15 protein-coding genes are annotated in these 21,238 nt (G+C 68.8%); 6 read left to right on the forward strand and 9 right to left on the reverse strand.

Annotated elements, in window-relative coordinates:
* Positions 1-38: 38 nt before the first annotated feature.
* Positions 39-1,973: a SurA N-terminal domain-containing protein gene (locus KVT39_RS14900; protein WP_217589453.1), complete on the forward strand. Its 1,935-nt coding sequence runs from the start codon at positions 39-41 to the stop codon at positions 1,971-1,973.
* Between the two features lie 84 nt (positions 1,974-2,057).
* Here the strand turns inward: KVT39_RS14900 and KVT39_RS14905 are convergent, their stop codons facing one another.
* Complete coding sequence (locus tag KVT39_RS14905) at positions 2,058-2,732, reverse strand: arylesterase (RefSeq protein ID WP_034181193.1); 675 nt, start codon at positions 2,730-2,732, stop codon at positions 2,058-2,060.
* Here KVT39_RS14905 and KVT39_RS14910 point away from each other — a divergent pair.
* A complete protein-coding gene (locus tag KVT39_RS14910; protein WP_217589454.1) occupies positions 2,731-3,444 on the forward strand; it encodes an ABC transporter ATP-binding protein in 714 nt (237 codons plus the stop codon). The genes KVT39_RS14905 and KVT39_RS14910 overlap by 2 nt on opposite strands.
* A 60-nt stretch (positions 3,445-3,504) precedes the next feature.
* Here the strand turns inward: KVT39_RS14910 and pgi are convergent, their stop codons facing one another.
* The 3 genes from pgi to KVT39_RS14925 all read right to left on the reverse strand — a co-directional run bounded on the left by pgi (position 3,505) and on the right by KVT39_RS14925 (position 8,137).
* Positions 3,505-5,127, reverse strand: a complete 1,623-nt coding sequence (gene pgi, locus KVT39_RS14915; protein ID WP_217589455.1) for a glucose-6-phosphate isomerase — start codon at positions 5,125-5,127, stop codon at positions 3,505-3,507.
* A 111-nt stretch (positions 5,128-5,238) separates the two neighbouring features.
* Positions 5,239-6,783, reverse strand: a complete 1,545-nt coding sequence (locus KVT39_RS14920) for an NAD(P)H-hydrate dehydratase (RefSeq protein ID WP_217589456.1) — start codon at positions 6,781-6,783, stop codon at positions 5,239-5,241.
* Positions 6,784-6,835: 52 nt separating this feature from the next.
* Entirely contained in the window at positions 6,836-8,137 is a 1,302-nt protein-coding gene (locus KVT39_RS14925; protein WP_175749954.1) for an FAD-dependent oxidoreductase, read from the reverse strand.
* Between the two features lie 328 nt (positions 8,138-8,465).
* On the opposite strand from KVT39_RS14925, the gene purL reads away from it, so the two are divergent.
* Positions 8,466-12,530, forward strand: a complete 4,065-nt coding sequence (gene purL / locus KVT39_RS14930) for a phosphoribosylformylglycinamidine synthase (RefSeq protein ID WP_175749955.1) — start codon at positions 8,466-8,468, stop codon at positions 12,528-12,530.
* Positions 12,531-12,535: 5 nt separating this feature from the next.
* Complete coding sequence (locus KVT39_RS14935; RefSeq protein ID WP_217589457.1) at positions 12,536-13,081, forward strand: GNAT family N-acetyltransferase; 546 nt, start codon at positions 12,536-12,538, stop codon at positions 13,079-13,081.
* A 170-nt stretch (positions 13,082-13,251) separates the two neighbouring features.
* On the opposite strand, the gene KVT39_RS14940 is transcribed toward KVT39_RS14935, so the two are convergent.
* From KVT39_RS14940 to KVT39_RS14960, 5 genes are all read right to left on the reverse strand, one after another.
* Positions 13,252-14,034, reverse strand: coding sequence for a peptidylprolyl isomerase (locus tag KVT39_RS14940; RefSeq protein WP_034181200.1), 783 nt, complete (start codon positions 14,032-14,034; stop codon positions 13,252-13,254).
* An 18-nt stretch (positions 14,035-14,052) separates the two neighbouring features.
* Positions 14,053-14,361: a BolA family transcriptional regulator gene (locus KVT39_RS14945; RefSeq protein ID WP_034181201.1), complete on the reverse strand. Its 309-nt coding sequence runs from the start codon at positions 14,359-14,361 to the stop codon at positions 14,053-14,055.
* 1 nt (position 14,362) lies between these two features.
* On the reverse strand, positions 14,363-14,893 hold the full coding sequence (locus KVT39_RS14950; RefSeq protein ID WP_034181202.1) for a septation protein A: 531 nt from the start codon (positions 14,891-14,893) through the stop codon (positions 14,363-14,365).
* 145 nt (positions 14,894-15,038) lie between these two features.
* Positions 15,039-15,470, reverse strand: coding sequence for a peptide-methionine (R)-S-oxide reductase MsrB (msrB, locus tag KVT39_RS14955; protein WP_034181203.1), 432 nt, complete (start codon positions 15,468-15,470; stop codon positions 15,039-15,041).
* A 46-nt stretch (positions 15,471-15,516) separates the two neighbouring features.
* Entirely contained in the window at positions 15,517-17,085 is a 1,569-nt protein-coding gene (locus tag KVT39_RS14960) for a YdiU family protein (RefSeq protein WP_217589459.1), read from the reverse strand.
* Between the two features lie 155 nt (positions 17,086-17,240).
* Here KVT39_RS14960 and KVT39_RS14965 point away from each other — a divergent pair, with 155 nt between their 5' ends.
* A complete protein-coding gene (locus KVT39_RS14965; protein ID WP_217589461.1) occupies positions 17,241-18,884 on the forward strand; it encodes a 3-(methylthio)propionyl-CoA ligase in 1,644 nt (547 codons plus the stop codon).
* A gap of 193 nt (positions 18,885-19,077) precedes the next feature.
* Positions 19,078-21,162, forward strand: coding sequence for a 3-hydroxyacyl-CoA dehydrogenase NAD-binding domain-containing protein (locus tag KVT39_RS14970; protein WP_217589463.1), 2,085 nt, complete (start codon positions 19,078-19,080; stop codon positions 21,160-21,162).
* Positions 21,163-21,238: the final 76 nt, after the last annotated feature.

Here is a 21,238-nt window from a genome sequence, read left to right on the forward strand (position 1 = left end):
TGTAATATCGGTCGTTTTGTCCAATTTTCCCGTCACGCATGCTCGATTTCTTCCGTAATCACCAGCGCCTGATGATGGCGCTCCTGCTCCTGATCGTGTTGCCGGGGCTGGGTTTTGTCGGGATCCAAGGCTTCCGCGGCTTCTTCGACGACAGTGCGAACGCCGCGGCGGTCAACGGGCACAAGATCACGCGGGTCGAATTCGACGGCGCGTTCCGCCAGCAGATCGACCAGGCGCGTCAGGCGCTCGGCGGGCAGTTCGACATCAAGATGTTCGATACGCCCGAGCATCGCAAGCAGGTGCTCGACGGCCTGATCCAGCAGCGCGTGCTGGCCGATGAAACGCAACGCCTGCACCTGACCGCGTCCGACAATGCGGTGCGCGATGCGCTGATGAGCGACCCGATGATCGCGTCGCTGAAGAAGCCCGACGGTTCGATCGACGTCGAGCGTTACGCGCAACTGCTGTCGTTCCAGGGGATGACGCCCGAGCAGTATCAGGAGCGCGTGCGCTACAGCCTCGCGCTGCAGCAGATTCCGGCCAGCATCGTGTCGAGCGCGTTCACGCCGAAGAGCCTCGCGCAACGCCTGTCCGAACTCGCCGCGCAGCAGCGCGACGTGCAGGCGCTCGTGCTGAAGACGAGCGCCTACGCATCGAAGGTCCAGCCGACCGACGCGCAGCTCGCCGCGTACTACGACGCGCACAAGCAAGGCTTCGCGACGCCCGAGACCGCAACGATCCAGTACCTCGTCTATTCGCCGGCCGCGGCCGCTGCAAGCGCGCAGCCGACCGATGCGGACATCAAGAAGTTCTACGACGACAACCCGACGCACTTCCGCACCGAAGCGCAGGTTCGCGTGAGCCACATCTTCATCGCCGCGGCGAGCAGCGCAAGCGCGGCCGACAAGGCCGCAGCGAAGGCGAAGGCCGAGCAACTGCTCGCCGACGTGAAGGCGCATCCGGACCAGTTCGCGCAGATCGCGCAGAAGAGCTCGCAGGACGCGCCGTCGGCCGCGAAGGGCGGCGACCTCGGCTTCATCACGCGCGGCTCGACGGCGGGCGGCAAGGCGTTCGACGATGCCGCGTTCGCGCTCAAGCAGGGCGACGTGAGCGGTGTCGTGCAGTCGGATCTCGGCTTCCACGTGCTGAAGGCGACCGAAGTGAAGCCGGCGGCCGTCAAGCCGTTCGCGGAAGTGAAGGACCGGATCGCGGTGGACCTGAAGCAGCAGTACGCATCGAAGGCGTTCACGGACAACGCGGAAGGTTTCACGTCGACCGTCTATGAAAAGGCGAAGACGCTGCAGCCGGCCGCGGACAAGTACAAGCTGACGATCCAGACGGCCACCGTCACGCCGACGCCGAATCCGCAGCTGCCGCCGACGAACCCGCTGAACAATCCGAAGTTCCTGGCCGCCGTGTTCGCGAACGACTCGGTGAAGAACCAGAACAACACGCAGGCGATCGACGTCGGCAACAACACGCTGATCTCGGCGCGCGTGACCGACTACAAGCCGGCTGCCGTGCCTGCACTCGATGCGATCAAGGACGTCGTGCGCCAGAAGGTCGTCGCCGAGCAGGCCGCGGCACTCGCGCAGAAGGACGGTGCGGCGAAGCTCGCCGAGCTGCAGAAGTCGAAGTCGACCGACGGGTTCGCGGCAGCGCAGAAGGTGTCGCGCACGCAATCGCAGGGCCTGACGCCGGCCGCGCTGAGCGCCGTCTACAAGGTCGATGCGAAGACGCTACCGGCTTACGTCGGCGTCGATCTCGGCGCGGACGGCTACGCGATCTACCGCGTGAACGCGGTGATCCCGGGTACGGCCGTCGATCCGCAGCAACTGGCGGCCGCGCAGCAGCAGATGGCGCAGGTCGACGCGCAAAGCGAAGGCGAAGCGTATCTCGCCGCGCTGCGCGATCGCTCGAAGGTGAAGCTGTACGGGACGACGACCAGCCAGTCGCAGGACGGCGACAACTGAGCATCGTTTCGCACGCAACAATAAAAACAACAAAAAGCCCCGCTTCGAGCGGGGCTTTTTGTTTTCCGGCGGGGCGGTACGTCGTCAGCCGCGCGGCTTGCCGAGCAGCGGCTTCAGCGCCGGCCACACGTTGTCGAGCAGGATGCCCTGCGCCTGCCGCGCGGGATGCATCTGGTCGGCCTGGAACATCTCGGGCTTGTTCTCGATGCCGGCCAGCAGGAACGGCACGAGCGGCACGCCGAGATCCTTCGACAGCCGCGTATAGACGGCGTGGAACTTTTGCGTGTAGTCGGGGCCGTAATTGGGCGGCACGTACATGCCGACCAGCACGACCTTTGCCCGTGCGCGCCGTGCGCCGGCGATGATGTCGCGCAGGTTCTGCTCGGTCGTCGCGAGCGGCACGCCGCGCAGCGCATCGTTCGAACCGAGCTCGACGACGACGATCGAAGGCTTGAGCCGTTGCAGCACCGCAGGCAGCCGCGCGCGGCCGCCGCTCGTGGTGTCGCCGCTGACGCTGGCGTTCGCGACGCTATAATCGATTCGCTCGTTCGTGAGCCGCTGCCGCAGCAATGCAACCCAGCCCGTGTCGCGCGGCAGCCCGTATTCGGCCGACAGGCTGTCGCCGAGCACGACGATCACCGGCTGGCCCGATGCCGGGGCCGGCGCCGTCGCGGCGCGTGCGGGCGCGGTTGCGGTCAGCAGGGTGCCCAGCAGCGCGGCGAGCGCCGCGCGTCTTTTCCAGCGAAATGTCGTGTCCATGTTCAAGATTACCGATCCGATCATCGAAGTCCGTGACGTGTGCAAGCGGGTCGCCGACGCAACGGGCGAGCTGACGATCCTCGACGGCATCACGCTCGCCCTGCGGCCGGGCAGCAGCCTCGCGATCGTCGGCGCGTCGGGGTCGGGCAAGTCGACGCTGCTCGGCCTGCTTGCAGGGTTGGACAGCGCGACGAGCGGCACGGTTCGCCTGCTCGGCCGCGCGCTCGACCAGCTCGACGAGGACGAGCGCGCCGCGCTGCGCAACGGTGCCGTCGGGTTCGTGTTCCAGTCGTTCCAGTTGATGCCGCACCTGACGGCGCTCGAGAACGTGATGCTGCCGCTCGAACTGCGGGGCGGCATCAGTGCGCGCGAGGCGGCCGATCGCGCACGGGCGCTGCTCGTGCAGGTCGGTCTGGGCGAACGCACCGCGCATTATCCGAAGCTGCTGTCGGGCGGCGAGCAGCAGCGCGTCGCGCTTGCGCGTGCGTTCGTCACGCGCCCGGCGATCCTGTTTGCCGACGAGCCGACCGGCAGCCTCGACGCGGCGACGGGGCACGCGGTCATCGACCTGATGTTCGAACTGAATCGCACGCACGGCGCAACGCTCGTGCTCGTCACGCACGATACCGAACTCGCGCGCCGCTGTGCGACGACGGTGACGCTCGACGCCGGGCACATCGTCGAGCCGCACGCAGTGCAGCGCGGCGCCTGAATTTTCCTGCCAGCCGCGCGGGTTGCAATGCGCGGCCGGCGTGCGCATGACGCGGTCGCGTCAGCGCTTGAGCGCCGTGCGGGCGCGTTCGATCAGCGCCGTGGTCGACGAGTCGTGCTTCGCGGGATCGACCGACTCGGCCGACAGGTCGGCTTCCACGACCTTGCCGAGAATCTTGCCGAGCTCGACGCCCCACTGGTCGAACGGATTGATGTCCCACACCGTCGCCTGCACGAGCACCTTGTGCTCGTAAAGCGCGATCAGCGCGCCGAGCGTGCGCGGCGTCAGCGCATCGACGAGCAGCGTCGTCGTCGGGCGGTTGCCCGGGAACGTCAGGTGCGGCGCGAGCGCCTCCTTGCCCGGCCCGGCGACCTTGCGCGCTTCATCGAGCGTGCGGCCGAGCATCAGTGCCTCGCTCTGCGCGAAGCAGTTCGCGAGCAGCTTCGGATGATGGCTCGCGAGCGGATGCTCGGGCGTCAGCACCGCGATGAAGTCGATCGGCACGATCGTCGGCCCCTGGTGCAGCATCTGGAAGAACGCGTGCTGGCCGTTGGTGCCCGGCTCGCCCCACGTGACGGCCGACGTCGGGTAATCGACGAAGGTGCCGTCCAGGCGCGCGGATTTGCCGTTGCTCTCCATTTCGAGCTGCTGCAGGTACGACGGCAGGTAGTGCAGCGCTTCCGAATACGGCGCGACGAGATAACTCTGCGAGCTGAAGAAATTCCGATACCAGATGCCGATCAGGCCGAGCAGCACCGGCAGGTTGCGCTCGAGCGGCGCTTCGCGGAAATGGCGGTCCATGTCGTCCGCGCCGGCCAGCAGTTCGTCGAACTGCTCGGGGCCGATCGCGATCATGATCGACAGGCCGACCGCCGACCACAGCGAATAGCGGCCGCCGACCCAGTCCCACATTTCGAACACGTTGTCCGCGGCGATGCCGAACTTCACGACTTCGGCCGGGTTCGCCGACACGCCGACGAAGTGCTTCGCGAGCGCGTCCTCGGGGCAGCCACGCGCGACGAACCAGTCGCGCAGCGAGCGTGCGTTCGTCATCGTCTCGAGCGTCGTGAAGGTCTTCGACACGATGATCGCGAGCGTTTCCTCGGGATCGACCTGTTCGAGCACGCGCGCGAGATCGGCGCCGTCGACGTTCGACACGAAGTGGGTCGAGATGTCGGGCGTCGCGACGTGGTGCAGCGCATGCACGACCATCTTCGGCCCGAGATCGGAGCCGCCGATGCCGATGTTGATCACGTGGCGGATGCGCTTGCCCGTGTAGCCCGTCCACGTGCCGCTGCGCACGGCGCGCGCGAAGGTCGCCATCTTCGCGCGCTCGGCGCTCACCTGCGCGTGGAACGGCGCTTGCGGGTCGGTCGCGCGCAACGCGGTGTGCAGCGCGGCGCGGCCTTCGGTCGCGTTGACGATCTCGCCCGCGAACATCGCGTCGCGGCGCGTTTCAACGCCTGTGTCGCGCGCGAGCTGCACGAGCAGGCGCAGCGTTTCGTCGTTGATGCGGTTCTTCGAGAAATCGGCCGCGAGACCGGCGCCCGGGATCGTGAAGCGTTCAGCGCGGGTCGGCGCGCGGTCGTTTTCCGGTGCGAACCAGTCGCGCAGCCGGGCGTGGCGGATCTGTTCGAAGTGGGATTGAAGGGCAGTCCAGGCGGGGAGCGAATTCAGCGTCATGGCGGTTCGAGTGAAGCGTGAATCGGGAGGAATGCCGCGCCGGCTCATCGGGATCGGCAGGCCGGCGGACGAGAAGGCCCGCCGTGCGGCGGGGCAGTCAGTATAGCGGCGTTATGTGTCGGCGCGCGGCGATGGATAAAAAAGGCGATTGATCAGCGTGCGCACCATCGGCGCGAGTTCGCCGGCCGTGAGCCCGGCCGGGCCGGTGCCGTGCGCAGTCAGCGTGTCGGCCGCGAGGCCGTGCAGGTAGACGCCCGCGAGCGCCGCTTCGTACGGTGTGACTCGCTGTGCGAGCAGCGCGCCGATCAGGCCGCCGAGCACGTCGCCGGTGCCGCCGGTGGCGAGCGCGGCGTTGCCGGTCGGGTTGATCGTCACGCGGCCGTCGGGTGCCGCAATCACCGTGCCCGAGCCTTTCAGCACGACGACGGCCGCATGGCGCGCGGCGAGCGCCTGCGCGGCCGCGACGCGGTCGCGCTGCACCGTCGCCGTGTCGCTGCCGAGCAGCCGCGCGGCTTCGAGCGGGTGCGGGGTCAGCACGCAGGGATTGCCGCGCGCGCCGCGCGTGGCGACGGCGGCCGCGAGGTCCGCGTGCGTCGCGACGAGGTTCAGCGCGTCCGCATCGAGCAGCGTCGCGGCATCGTGGGCGAGCACGTCGCGCACGAGCGTTGCCGCGGCTTCGCGCGTGCCGAGGCCGCAGCCGGCCGCGATCGCGGTCATCGCGCCGAGGTCGAGGCTATCGGCCGGATGCAGCATCAGTTCGGGGAACGGCGGGTCGTACGGCGGCGCGCCGGCGCCGAGGAAGCCGACGTGCACCTTGCCGGCGCCCGCGAACAGCGCGGCGCGCGCGGCCAGAATCGGCGCGCCGCACATGCCGGTGTCGCCGCCGAGCACCGCGAGGCTGCCGAAGGTGCCCTTGTGGGACGCGAATGCGCGCGCAGGCAGCGCCGCGGCGAATCGCGCGGGCGTGTTCAGCACGATGGCCGGCGCGGCGGGCGGCGCGACGTCGAGCGACGCGACGTCGATCTCGCCGGCGAGGTCGCGGCCGTCGCCCGTGTAGAGGCCTGGCTTCGCGCCGATGAAGGTGAGCGTATGCGTGGCCGCGACGGCGACGCCCGCACCGACGATTCGGCCCGTATCGCTGTCGAGCCCGCTCGGCACGTCGAGTGCGAGCACGCGGCCGCCGCTGCGTGCATGCGCGGCGATGCGCGCGGCCTGTTCGGCGAATGCGCCGTCGAGCGCGCGGCCGAGACCGATGCCGAACAGCCCGTCGACGACCCAGGCGTAACCGTCCAGCGACGCGGGTGGCGTGGCCGACAGCGGGACGCCGGCCGCGCGCGCGAGGCCGAGCGCCCATTGCGCGTCGTCCGGCTTGACCGGCACCGGCATCCACGCCTGCGTCGCGACGCCGAGCTGCTGGAGCTGCGCGGCGGCCACCAGCGCGTCGCCGCCGTTGTTGCCGGGGCCGACCGCGAACCACACGGGGCGGTCATCGCCGGCGACGCGCTCGGACAGCCAGCGCGCGGCGGCGGCACCCGCGCGGCCCATCAGCGTGTGCGGCGGCAGCGCCGCGGTCGCGTCGGCTTCGGCGGCGCGCAAGTCGGCGACGCGCAGCAGTGCGATCGGATCGGAATCGGGAAGCGGGCGGGTAGCGGTCATCGCGGGATCGTGGCGGCTGGCAAGGTGCCGCCACGGGGCGATCCCGCGGCGGTCAGGTCGTGAAGCGCCCGGCGCGCAGTGCGGCGAGCGTGTCGGCGGGCCAGTGCTGCACGTTGCCGCCGAGGTAGTCGGTCACCACTTTAGCAGACCCGCATGCGAGGCCCCAGCCAGTCGGGCCGTGCCCGAAATTGACGAACACGCGCGGATGCGGGGTCGGACCCACGACGGGCAGGCCGTCCGGCGACAGCAGTTGCGTGCCTTGCCACGACAGCGCGGCCGAGATCCTGGCGGCACCGGGCACCCAGTCGTGGACGGCCTGGCCGAGCAGCGCGAGCGCGGCCTCGGACAGCGGCTCGGCAAGCGGCTTTGCGGTGTCGGCCAGGCTCTGCAGCACGGCGCCGCCGCCGATGCGCAGCCGCTGGTGGGTGCGCGTGATCGAGATGCGCTTGATCGAATCGACGACGCTCAGGTGCGGCGCGTGCTCTTCGTACGCGACCGGCGCGGTGAGCGTGTGGACCCGCACCGGGTGCAGCGGCAGGCGCCAGCCGAGCCGTTCGAGCAGCGGCAGGCTGCCGGCGCCGGCAGCGACCACGATCGCGTCGGCGGAGATCACGTCGACCTCGTGCGCCTTCGCCGCGTTCCGGTGGCCGGACGGTACGAGTTCGATCGCGGTGCGGCCGGTGTCGACGCGGATCGCGGCGACGTCCGCGCCGAAGCGGAACTGCACGCCGTGCTCGTCGAGCGTCTGCTTGACCAGTTTCGCGAACAGCGGGCAGTTCCCGGTGCGCTCGGTCTCGAGCAGCACGCCGCCGGCGAAGCCGGGCTCGGCCGGCACCGACGGTTCGAGCGCCGCGCATTCGTCGGCGCTCAGCATGCGGTACGGCTGGTCGAGCGTGCGCAGCAGGTCGAGCGCGGGCTGCATCGCTTCCCAGTCGCGCGGATCGCGCACGACGTGCAGGATGCCGGGCTTCTGTTCGAATTCGAGTTCGAGGCGCGCCTCGATGTCGGCGAGCGTGTCGCGTGACGCGTCGATCAGCGGGCGCAGCCGCGCGTATTGCGCGGCGAACGCATCGGGCTCGCGCAGCGCGCCGAGCTGCTTGACGAAGCGGCGCACGCCGCCGTTGAAGCCCGGCTTGTAGACGATGCCGCTGTCGCGCGGCTGGCGCTGGCGCATGAAGGTCGGGCCGAACCAGACGTCGAGCGGGCTCGGCAGCAGCGCGCCGCCGTCGCCGTAGGTCGCGCCCTGCGCGACGGTCGCGTGGCGTTCCACCACGCACACGCGATGGCCGGCCGCGCGCAACTGGTAGGCGGTGGCGACGCCGCTGATTCCGCCGCCGATGACGATGACATCCATGGATTGCTTCGATGACGGGCGGCGCGCACGCCGCCCGGTGAGGATTCGCTGAGGGCCCGGGCCCGGTGAACCCGGAATGATAGCGCCAAAACCGCGGGAACCGGCGCCGCGCGAGCAGGTGCCGTACGGCCGCGCGGCGGCCGCCGGCTGCCGCACCCGGGCGGGCCGGCCCGGCGGGCGGCCGTGCGCGGCGCGTGACGCGGCACCGTCGCGGTGCATGCGGGCTGCCGATCGGCCGGTTTGGGGCGACCGACTTCCGGGTATAATTACGGCCTTCCTTTCGCCCCACGTCGCCACTTCGCGCGACTCATCGACGTCAGTCCAGCCCATGGCTCACTTCTCGTGTTTTCCCGGCGCTTCGGCCCTCTCCGATTTCCGTCAAACCCGTCTGCTCGACACGCTCAGGCAAATCGACGCCAACATCGTCGCGGTGCGCGGCCAGTTCCTGCACTTCGTCAATGCGGCCGAGCCGCTGTCGGCCGACGACAGCGCGCGCATCGACGCGCTGATGCACTACGGCGCGCCGTTCGAGCCGGCGGCCGAGAAGGGCGCGGCCGAGACCTTCGTCGTGCTGCCGCGCTTCGGCACGGTCTCGCCGTGGGCGAGCAAGGCGACCGACATCGCGCAGCACTGCGGCCTCACGCAGGTGCGCCGCATCGAGCGCGGCGTCGAATTCACGGTCACGCTGAAGTCGGGCCTGCTCGGCGGCAAGAAGGCGCTGTCCGACGACGCGCGTGCAGCCGTCGCCGCTGCGCTGCATGACCGGATGACCGAAAGCGTGGTCGCCGCGCGCGACGACGCGAAGCACCTGTTCGACGAACTGCCGGCCAAGCCGCTCGCGAGCGTCGACGTGCTGGGCGTCGGCCGCGGCGCGCTCGAGCGTGCGAACGTCGAGCTGGGCCTCGCGCTCGCCGACGACGAGATCGACTACCTGGTCGATGCGTTCCGCAAGCTCGAACGCAACCCGACCGACGTCGAACTGATGATGTTCGCGCAGGCGAACAGCGAGCACTGCCGCCACAAGATCTTCAACGCGCAGTGGACGATCGACGGCGAAGCTCAGGACATGTCGCTGTTCGCGATGATCCGCAACACCGAGAAGCTGAACCCGCAGGGCACGATCGTCGCGTATTCGGACAACTCGTCGATCATGGTCGGCGCCGAGGCCGAGCGCTGGTTCCCGCGCAACGCGGGCGCGGCCGGCGAGCCCGGCGAGCGATATGGCCGCCACACCGAGCTCACGCACACGCTGATGAAGGTCGAGACGCACAACCACCCGACGGCGATCTCGCCGTTCCCGGGTGCGGCGACCGGCGCAGGCGGCGAGATCCGCGACGAAGGCGCGACGGGCCGCGGCGCGCGTCCGAAGGCCGGCCTCACGGGCTTCACCGTGTCGAACCTCGACCTGCCCGATGCACGCCAGTCGTGGGAAAACGCGCGCGACGCAGCGCAGCCGGTCGGCGAGCGCAACCCGAACGATGCGCACGGCCCGTACGGCCGCCCGGACCGCATCGCGTCGCCGCTGCAGATCATGATCGACGGCCCGCTCGGCGGCGCCGCGTTCAACAACGAATTCGGCCGCCCGAACCTCGGCGGCTATTTCCGCGTGTACGAGCAGAACGTCGGCGGCCTGGTGCGCGGCTATCACAAGCCGATCATGATCGCGGGCGGCCTCGGCAACATCGCGGATCAACATACGCACAAGCACGACGTGCCGGCCGGCTCGCTGCTGATCCAGATCGGCGGCCCCGGCATGCGGATCGGCATGGGCGGCGGCGCCGCGAGCTCGATGGCGACCGGCGCGAACACGGCCGAGCTCGACTTCGACTCGGTGCAGCGCGGCAACCCCGAAATCGAGCGTCGCGCGCAGGAAGTGATCAACGGCTGCTGGCAGCTCGGCGCGGAAAACCCGATCCTGAGCATCCACGACGTCGGCGCGGGCGGCCTGTCGAACGCGTTCCCCGAGATCGTCGACGGCGCGGGCAAGGGCGCGCGCTTCGAACTGCGCAAGGTTGCGCTCGAGGAATCGGGCCTTTCGCCGCGCGAGATCTGGTCGAACGAGGCGCAGGAGCGCTACGTGCTCGCGATCGCGCCGGCCGACCTGCCGCGCTTCGAGGCGATCTGCGCGCGTGAGCGCTGCCCGTTCGCGGTGGTCGGCGTTGCAACCGACGAGCGCCAGCTGCAGCTCGTCGACGCCGAAGCGACGGGTGCCGACGAATATCCGGTCGACATGCCGATGGAAGTGCTGCTCGGCAAGCCGCCGCGCATGCACCGCGACGTCACGCGCGTTGCGACCGAGCGCGCGCCGGTCGACGTGACGGGCATCGCGCTGTCGGAAGTCGCGGTCGACGTGCTGAAGCACCCGACGGTCGGCAGCAAGTCGTTCCTGATCACGATCGGCGACCGTTCGGTCGGCGGCACGTCGGTGCGCGACCAGATGGTCGGCCCGTGGCAGGTGCCGGTGGCCGACTGCGCGGTCACCGCGCTCGACTATGCGGGCTTCAAGGGCGAGGCGATGACGATGGCCGAGCGCACGCCGCTCGCGGTGATCGACGCGCCGGCATCGGGCCGCATGGCCGTCGGCGAAGCGATCACGAACATCGCGAGCGCGCCGATCGCGTCGCTCGACAAGCTGAAGCTGTCGGCGAACTGGATGGCCGCGTGCGGCACGGCCGGCGAGGACGCCGCGCTGTTCGACACGGTCAAGGCGATCGGCATGGAACTGTGCCCGGCGCTCGGGATCGGCATCCCGGTCGGCAAGGACTCGCTGTCGATGAAGACGAAGTGGGACGAGCAGGGCGTCGCGAAGGAAGTGGTCTCGCCGGTGTCGCTGATCATCTCCGCGTTCGCACCGGTCGAGGACGTGCGGCTCCACCTGACGCCGCAACTGCGCCGCGTCGCCGACGCGGGCGACAGCGTGCTGATCGCGATCGATCTCGGCCGCGGCAAGAACCGGATGGGCGGCAGCATCTTCGCGCAGGTCACGCAGCAGGTCGGCGACACGACGCCGGACGTCGACGATGCGGAAGACCTGAAGCGCTTCTTCAACGCGATCCAGTCGCTCAATGCGCAGGGCAAGCTGCTCGCGTACCACGACCGCTCGGACGGCGGCCTGTGGGCGACGGTGTGCGAAATGGCGTTCGCGGGCCACGCGGGCGTGTCGCTGAACGTCGACATGCTGACGCTCGACCCGCATCACGAATCCGACTACGGCGACGCGAAGGACTGGGCGAAGCAGACGAGCGGCCGCCGCGACGATCGCACGCTGCGCGCGCTGTTCTCCGAGGAGCTCGGCGCCGTCGTGCAGGTGCGCACGGCCGACCGCGACGCGGTGCTCGGCGCGCTGCGCGAATTCGGCCTGTCGACGTGCTCGCACGTGATCGGCTCGGTCAACGACCGCGACGTGATCGAGGTGTACCGCGACGCGAAGAAGATCTTCGACGCGCCGCGCACCGAACTCCATCGCGCATGGGGCGAAGTGAGCTGGCGCATCGCGCGCCTGCGCGACAACCCCGCGTGCGCGGATGCCGAATACGACGCGCTGCTCGACGCGGCCGATCCGGGCATCTCGCCGGTGCTGAGCTTCGATCCGGCCGACGACATCGCCGCGCCGTTCATCGCGACCGGCGCGCGGCCGCGCGTCGCGATCCTGCGCGAGCAGGGCGTGAACTCGCATCTGGAAACGGCCTACGCGTTCGACCGCGCGGGCTTCGACGCGCACGACGTGCACATGAGCGACCTGCTCGCGGGCCGCGCGACGCTGGCCGATTTCGCGGGTGCGGTCGCGTGCGGCGGCTTCTCGTACGGCGACGTGCTCGGTGCGGGCGAAGGCTGGGCGAAGACGATCCGTTTCAACGCGAACCTCGCCGACATGTTCTCGGCGTTCTTCGCGCGTCCGGACACGTTCGCGCTCGGCATCTGCAACGGCTGCCAGATGCTGTCGAGCCTCGCGTCGATGATCCCGGGCGCGGAAGCATGGCCGAAGTTCACGCGCAACAAGTCCGAGCAGTTCGAGGCACGCTTCTCGTTCGTCGAAGTGGAGAAGTCGCCGTCGATCTTCTTCGCGGGGATGGAAGGCTCGCGGATTCCGGTCGCGGTCGCGCACGGCGAAGGTTATGCGGACTTCTCGCAGCAGGGCGACATCGACCGCGTTGCAGTCGCGATGCGTTACGTCGACCACCGCGGCGAAGCCACCGAGCGTTATCCGTTCAACCCGAACGGCTCGCCGGCCGGCATCACGTCGGTGACGACGGCCGACGGCCGCTTCTCGGTGCTGATGCCGCACATGGAGCGCGTGCACCGCACGGTCGCGATGAGCTGGCACCCGGAAGGCTGGGGTGAAGCGAGTCCGTGGATGCGTGTGTTCCGCAACGCGCGCCGCTGGATCGGCTGATCCGGATGAGGTTCGCCCCGAACGCGTCGGTCGAGGTCGTCACGCTGCGCGACGAGCGCGCGAGCGAGGCCGACGCGATCGGTCGCGTGATCGTCGCGGCGTTCGCGGGCGAACCGCAGGGCGGGCAGTTCGAGCGGCGGATCGTCGACGCGCTGCGCGCGGGCGGCGCACTGAGCGTGTCGCTCGTCGCGGAGCGCGACGGCCGCATCATCGGCCACGTCGCGTTCTCGCCGGTCGCGATCGGTGGTGAGCCGGCGGATCGACAGCAGTGGTACGGGCTTGCGCCGCTCGCGGTGCTACCCGACTGCCAGCGGCAGAGCATCGGCGCCGGGCTCGTGCGCGCGGGGCTCGACGCGTTGCGCCGGCTCGGCGCGCGCGGCTGCGTCGTGCTCGGCGATCCCGCGTATTACGCGCGCTTCGGGTTCGAGCCGTCCGGCGACATCGTGTTTCCCGGCGTGCCGCCCGAGTATTTCCTCGCATTGTCGTTCGACGCAGCGGCGCCGCTGCCGTCGGGTGAAGTGCGCTATCACGACGCGTTCCATCCCGCGTAGCGAACGCTGCGGCGCGGGTGATGTCCGGCACGAGAGGCCGCTCTTCGGAGCGGCCTTTTTATCGCGCGTCGACTGACTGCCGAAACCTCACGATGCATGCGCTCCGGCGCGCCAAATGAAAAAGCCGCTCCGAAGAGCGGCTTTTCGATGCGCGGAGACGAGCGCCTGCGTTACTGGATCTTTGCCTGCTGGCGCAGACCTTCCTCGAACGCCTGCAGCTTCTGCTGCACGAGCTGTTGCGCGATCTGCGCCTTCACCTGGTCGAACGGCGGCGGCGCGATGTCGCGAATGTCGTCGACGCGGATGATGTGCCAGCCGAACTGCGTCTTCACCGGCGCGTCGGTCATCTGGCCTTTCTGCAGCTTCTGCGCGGCCGCCGAGAATTCCGGCACGTACGCCTTCGGGTCGGACCAGTCGAGATCGCCGCCGTTCTTGCCCGAGCCCGGATCCTTCGAGTATTGCTTCGCGAGATCCTCGAACTTCGCGCCGGCCTTGATCTTCGCGATCAGGTCCTTGGCCTGCTGCTCGTTGTCGACGAGGATGTGGTGCAGGTGATATTCGCGATTGCCGCCTGCGCCCTTGACGAGTTCGTCGTAGCGCGCCTTCACTTCGGCGTCGGTCGGCTGGTTCTTCTTCAGGAAGCTCTCGATCATCGAACGCAGCACGACGGTCTGCTGCGCGACGGCGACCTGCGCCTTCACGTCCGGACGGTTCGGGATGCCTTCGCGGATCGCTTCCTGCATCAGGATTTCGCGGTTCACGAGTTCCTGGCGCACGGCCTGCTGCAGTTGCGGGCTGTCGGTCTGGCCTTGCTGGACGAGCTGCGCGACCATCGCGTCGGCGCGCGACTTCGGAATCGGCGTGCCGTTGACGACGGCGATGTTCTGGGCGAATGCCGGTGCCGCTGCGAATGCAGCCGCCGCGACCCACAGGCGAGGGGATTTGAGGATCATCGGGAATTCCTAATGAGACTAGATTGAAGATTCGTTGAATTCTTCGGGCGTGTAAGCCACGATCGCGAGCGCGTGAATGCCGCGCTGCATCGCATCAGCGAGCGCATCATACACCAGCCGGTGCCGTGCGACGCGCGGCTTGCCCGCGAATGCGGCCGACACGATCGTGACCGTGTAGTGGCCGCCCGAGGCCGCGCCGGCGTGGCCCGCGTGTTGCGCGCTGTCGTCGCGCACGGCGAGCGACACGGGTGCGAGCGACGCGGTGAGGCGCGCTTCGATCAGCGCGATGCGTTCTTCGGGCGACGCGTGGAGAAAGGCGTCCGTCATGTCATTCGTCCTTCAGGTATTTCGTGAGCCACAGGCTCTGCAGGATGATGAACACGACCATCGCGCCCGTCGTGCCGAACAGCTTGAAGTTCACCCATTGCGATTCGGTGAAGTTGTGCACCACGTACAGGTTCGCGACGCCGAGCACCGCGAAGAACAGCGCCCACGCGACGTTCAGCTTGTCCCACACGGGGTGCGGCAGCGTGAGCTGCTTGCCCATCATCTTCTCGATCAGGTTGTTGCCGAACGCATAGCGCGCGGCAAGCAGCCCGACCGCAAACAGCCAGTACAGCACAGTCGGTTTCCATTGAATGAATTTCTCGTCATGCAGGACGAGGGTGGCGCCGCCGAAGACGACGATCACGCCGAGGCTGACCCACAGCATCGTGTCGACCTTCCGGTGCCGGAAGGCGACCCATGCGACCTGGGCCAGCGTCGCGACGATCGCGACGGCGGTGGCGGTGAAGATGCCCCAGACCTTGAAGGCGACAAAAAACAAGATGATCGGAAACAGATCGAACAGGAATTTCATGGCGCTCGCAGCTGCGTGAAACGCCGCGTGCGCGGCCTTTCACCGTTGTAGGGACCCGCCAGGCACCGCCGTCGCGGATCGGGGCGGCCTGCCCGAGAGCAGGTTGCCCGGGCGAAGGTCGCCCCGCCGATCCGCCCGGCGCCGCTCATTCGTTTTCGGGTCGGGACTCGAAGTTTAACGCAGCCGAATTGATGCAGTACCGCAAACCGGTCTTGTCGCGCGGGCCGTCCTCGAAGACGTGCCCGAGATGCGCGCCGCAATGGTTGCAGCGGACCTCGACGCGCACCATGCCGTGCGAGTAGTCGACCTTCTCGTCGATCACCTCGCCGTCGAGCGGCTTGAAGTAGCTGGGCCAGCCGCAGCCCGAATGGAACTTGGAACCGGATTCGAACAGCGGCGTGCTGCAGACGACGCATTTGTAGATGCCGGCGTCTTCGGTGTCGGTGTATTCGCCGGTGAAGGCGCGCTCGGTCGCTGCATGCTGCGTGACCTCGTACTGCATCGGCGTGAGCCGGCGGCGCAGCTCGGCGTCGTCCTTCTCGTACGGGAAGGTCTTGTCGTCGGAATCGTGGGACATATGGGGTTCTCCTGATCGGTCGGTCGATACGCGCGGGTTGGGGGCTTCAGGACGAGCAGCTCACTTCGAGCGACCCGGCCCAGTCCGGCGGCAACGCCGCGTATGCTTCATGCTCCGGTTGTTCGTCGAACGGCCGGCGCAGGATCTGCGCGAGCCGCTCGATCTCCGAAAAATCCTTTTCCTTCGCGCGCCGGATCGCGACTTCGGCCAGATGGTTGCGCAACACGTATTTCGGGTTCACGCGATTCATCGCGGCCGCACGTGTCGCGTCGTCGCGCGTTTCCTCCGACAGCCGCGCGCGGTAGAGGTTCGCCCAGGCGTCGAATGCGTCGCGGTCGATGAACAGGTCGCGCACGGGCGCGTCGCGGCTCGCGTCGTGCTTCGACAATTGCGCGAGCCGGCGGAACGTCAGCGTGAAATCCGCATGGCTCGCATGCATCGTCTCGAGCAGCTTGTTCGCGAGTTCGGCATCGTTTTCGCGTTCAAGTTCGAGGCCGAGCTTCGCGCGCATCGCGCGTTCGAGCGCTGGGCCGAAGCGTTCCGGAAATTTCGCGAGCACGGCCTGCGCGTCGTCCACCGCGCGCTCGGCGCGCGCATCGTCATCGGCGATGCCGTGCTGCAGCCCGATCAGCGGCAGCAGCGCCTGCGCAAGGCAATAGCAGTTCCAGTGCGCGATGCGCGGCTGCATCCGGTATGCGTAGCGGCCGCTGTTATCGGAGTGGTTGCAGATATGGTTCGCGTCGAACGCGTCGACGAAGCCGAACGGGCCGTAGTCGATCGTCACGCCGAGGATCGACATGTTGTCGGTGTTCATCACGCCGTGGCAGAAGCCGACGGCCTGCCACTGCGCGACGAGGTCGGCCGTGCGCAGCGTCGCGGCTTCGAGCAGCGCGAGGTATGGATCGTCCGCGTCGCGGCAATCCGGATAGAAGCGGTCGATCACGTGATCGGCGAGCTGGCGCAGCAGGTCGGGGCGATCGTTCGAGAAGAAGTGCTCGAAGTGGCCGAAGCGCACGAAGCTTTCCGACACGCGCGTGACGACGGCCGACGTCTCGATCTCCTCGCGCACCACCGGCTGGTCGGAGCCGATCACCGTCAGCGCGCGCGTGGTCGGGATGCCGAGGTGATGCATCGCTTCCGAGCACAGGAATTCGCGGATCGACGAGCGCAGCACCGCGCGGCCGTCGCCCATCCGCGAGTACGGCGTGCGGCCGCTGCCTTTCAGTTGCAGTTCGTAGCGGCGGCCATCGGTGCCGGTGCGCTCGCCGATCGTCAGCGCGCGGCCGTCGCCGAGCTGGCCGGCCCACACGCCGAACTGGTGGCCGGAATATACCGATGCGTACGGCATCGCGGTTGCGGGCCAGTCGCGCGTCGGGTTGCCGGCGAACAGTTCGGCAAAGCCGGGCTGCGCGGCGAGCGACGTCGGCAGGTCGAGCAGTTGCGCGACTTCGTCGGAAAAGCCGACGACGTACGGCGCGGCAAGCGGCGCGGCCGGCAGCCGCGTATGAAACGCGTCGCCGAGCTGGACGAACGCGCCTTCGGCGGGTGCGCCGAGCGTGGCGGCGAGGTCGGGCAAGGTGTCAGCCGGATCGGCTGCGCTTCGGGAAAACGACATGTTGAGCGCCTCTGGGTAAGCCGATATTGTAAGGCGGCGCCGCGCCGCCCGCATGGCGGCCCGCGCACCGTGCGCCGCGCCCGTCCGGGCCGCTGACGGGCGCGCGCCGGTTCGAGGCTGGTCACCGATTCGCGTCCTTCCGGGAGAACAAGACGATGGGTAAGCCGTTGCTGGGCCAGATGATGGACATGCCGTTGCTGGTGTCCTCGCTGATCGCGCATGCCGCGCGTCACGCGGGCGACACCGAGATCGTGTCGAAGCGCATCGAGGGCGATGTGCATCGCTACACGTACCGCGATTGCGAACACCGCGCGAAGCGGCTCGCGCAGGCGCTCGCGCGGCTCGGCGTCGAAACCGGCGACCGCGTCGGCACGCTGGCGTGGAACGGCTACCGGCATCTGGAGGCGTATTACGGGATCGGCGGGATGGGCGCCGTATGCCACACGATCAACCCGCGCCTCTTCCCCGAGCAGATCGCGTACATCGTCAATCACGCGGAAGACCGCTACGTGCTGTTCGACATCAATTTCGCGCCGCTGGTCGACGCGATCGCGCCGCAATGCCCGCATGTGAAAGGCTGGGTCGCGATGACGGACGCCGCGCACCTGCCGTCCTGCGCAACGCCGTTGCTCTGCTACGAAACGCTCGTCGAAGCGGAGGACGGCCGCTACGACTGGCCGCGCCTCGACGAGCAGCAGGCGTCGGGGCTCTGCTACACGTCGGGCACGACCGGCAATCCGAAAGGCGTGCTGTATTCGCACCGCTCGACGGTGCTGCACGCGTACGGCGCCGCGCTGCCCGACGCGATGAACCTGTCCGCGATGGATGCGGTGCTGCCCGTCGTGCCGATGTTCCACGTCAATGCGTGGGGGCTGCCGTACGCGGTGCCGCTCACCGGCGGCAAGCTGGTGCTGCCGGGCAAGGATCTCGACGGGAAATCGCTGTACGAACTGATGGAGGCCGAGCGGGTGACGTTTTCCGCGGGCGTGCCGACCGTGTGGCTCGGCCTGCTCAACTACATGCGCGAATCCGGCGTGCGCTTCTCGACGCTGAACCGCACGGTGATCGGCGGCTCCGCGTGCCCGCCCGCGATGCTGCGCACGTTCGAAGACGAATACGGCGTGCGCGTGATTCATGCGTGGGGGATGACCGAACTGTCGCCGCTCGGCACGCTCGCGAAGCTCAACTGGGCGCAGTCGCAGCGTCCGCTCGACGCGCAGCGCAGGCTGCTCGAGAAACAGGGGCGCGTGATCTGCGGCGTCGACATGCGCATCGTCGGCGAGGACGGCCATGAACTGCCGTGGGACGGCGTCGCGTTCGGCGAACTGCAGGTGCGCGGGCCGTGGGTGATCGATCACTACTTCCGCGGCGACGCGTCGCCGCTGTCGGACGGCTGGTTCCCGACCGGCGACGTCGCGACGATCGACCCCGACGGCTTCCTGCAGATCACCGACCGCAGCAAGGACGTGATCAAGTCGGGCGGCGAGTGGATCAGCTCGATCGACATCGAGAACGTCGCGATCGCGCACCCGGGCGTGGCCGAAGCCGCGTGCATCGCATGCGCGCACCCGAAATGGACCGAGCGTCCGCTGCTCGTCGTGGTGCCGCGCGAAGGCGCGAACCTGAGCCGCGACGCGCTGCTCGCGTTCTACGAAGGCAAGGTCGCGAAATGGTGGATCCCCGACGACGTCGTGTTCGTCGAATCGCTGCCGCACACCGCGACCGGCAAGCTGCAGAAGCTGAAGCTGCGCGAGACATTCCGCGACTACGTGTTGCCGACGGCGGTTTGCGAGCCATAAGGCCAGGCAGGCCCGGGCCGGCGACGGCCCGCGATCCGGTCGCCCGATCCGTCCCCCGATCGGGATACAAATTCAAATTGAACGACCGTGCTTTTCCGTTGTATGCTGCCTCCGTTCGATCCGGACATGCGGCTGTTCGACCGCGCACAATGAAGCGCAGCCACCCCGGCGCGCGATGCATGGAGGCAGGCAGATGGCAGTGGATTACTCGACTCGCGACGGCGTGGCCGTCCTCACGCTCAACAATCCGCCCGTCAACGGGCTCGGCCTGTCGACCCGCCAGGGCGTCATGGAAGCGCTCGATCGCGCCGCGCAGGACCCGTCGGTCACGGCCATCGTGCTGACCGGCGCGGGCCGCGCATTCTCGGGCGGCGCCGATATCACCGAATTCAATACGCCGAAGGCGCTGCAGGAGCCGACGCTGCACACCGTGATCCGAGCGGTGGAGGCGAGCGCGAAACCCGTCGTCGCGGCGCTGCACAGCGTCGTGATGGGCGGCGGCCTCGAGCTCGCGCTCGGCGCGCACTACCGCGTCGCGGCGCCCGGCGCGCAGGTCGCGCTGCCCGAAGTGAAGCTCGGCCTGCTGCCGGGCGCGGGCGGCACGCAGCGCCTGCCGCGCGCGGTCGGGCTCGAAACCGCGCTGAACATGATCGTGTCGGGCGCGCCCGTGCCGTCCGAGCAGCTCGCGAAGAGCGGGCTGTTCGACGAGATGGCCGACGGCGACCTGCTCGACGCGGCCGTCGCGTTCGCGCGCAAGGTCGGTGCGCAGAAGGGGCCGCATCCGCGCGTGCGCGACCGCAAGATCGTCCACGAGAACGCCGCGGGTTTCATCCAGTTCGCGCGCAATTCCGCGCGGGCCGCCGCGCCGAACTTCCCCGCGCCGCACAAGTGCATCGACGCGATCGAGGCCGGCGTGCTGAACGGGTTCGACAAGGGTAGCGTCGCCGAGCGCGAGGGGTTCGTCGCGCTGATGATGACGCCGGAAAGCCGCGCGCTGCGCCATGCGTTCTTCGGCGAACGCGCGGCGAGCAAGATTCCCGATGTGCCGGCCGATACGCCGCTGCGCGAGATCCGCCGCGTCGGCGTGATCGGCGCGGGCACGATGGGCGGCGGGATCGCGATGAACTTCGTCAACGCGGGCCTGCCCGTCACGCTGCTCGAGACCAAGCAGGAAGCGCTCGAGCGCGGCGTCGCGACGATCCGCAAGAACTACGACGCGCAGGTGAAGAAGGGCAAGCTCACGCAGGAGAAGCTCGACGCGCGCATGGCGTTGATCGCGCCGACGCTGTCCTACGACGACTTGAAGGATGCGGACCTGATCGTCGAGGCCGTGTTCGAGGAACTCGGCGTGAAGGAGCAGGTGTTCAGGAAGCTCGACGAAGTCGCGAAGCCGGGCGCGATCCTCGCGTCGAACACGTCGACGCTCGACGTCGACAGGATCGCGGCGTTCACGAAGCGTCCGCAGGACGTCGTCGGCATGCACTTCTTCAGCCCGGCGAACGTGATGAAGCTTCTCGAGGTCGTGCGCGGCGCGCAGACCGCGAAGGACGTGCTCGCGACCGTGATGGCCGTCGCGAAGAGGATCCGCAAGACGGCGGTCGTGTCGGGCGTGTGCGACGGCTTCATCGGCAACCGGATGATCGAGCAGTACATCCGCCAGGCGCTCTTCATGCTCGAGGAAGGCGCGCTGCCCGCGCAGGTGGATCGCGCGATCGAGAAGTTCGGTTTCGCGATGGGGCCGTTCCGGATGAGCGACCTCGCCGGCAACGACATCGGCTGGGCGATCCGCAAGCGTCGTTACGTCGAGAAGCCCGATCTGCAGTACTCGAAGATCGCCGACCGCCTGTGCGAGCAGGGCCGCTTCGGCCAGAAGACGGGCGCCGGCTGGTACGACTACGTGCCGGGCGATCGCAAGGCGAAGCCGTCGTCGCTGGTCGACGAGATGGTCGTCGCGTATTCGAAGGAGCGCGGCGTCGAGCGGCGCAAGATCGGCGACGACGAGATCGTCGAGCGGCTGGTGTTCGCACTCGTCAACGAAGGCGCGAAGATCCTCGAAGAGAAGATCGCGTCGAAGGCGTCCGACATCGACATGGTCTACCTGACCGGCTATGGCTTCCCGCTGTGGCGCGGCGGCCCGATGCTGTACGCGGACACGGTCGGCCTCTACAACGTCGAGCGCGCGATTCGCCGCTACGCGGCCGCGCCGAACGGCGACGCGTGGCAGCTTGCGCCGTCGATCGTGGAGCTTGCGAAGGCCGGCCGCGGGTTCAACGGCTGACGCGCGCGCGGCGGCGCGAAGGACACGGGATCAGAGCAAGCGCCGACGCGCCAGCTCTGATCGACCGCGCAAGGCA

Source organism: Burkholderia sp. GbtcB21 (genome assembly GCF_019091065.1).
GTDB classification, from domain to species: domain Bacteria; phylum Pseudomonadota; class Gammaproteobacteria; order Burkholderiales; family Burkholderiaceae; genus Burkholderia; species Burkholderia pyrrocinia_C.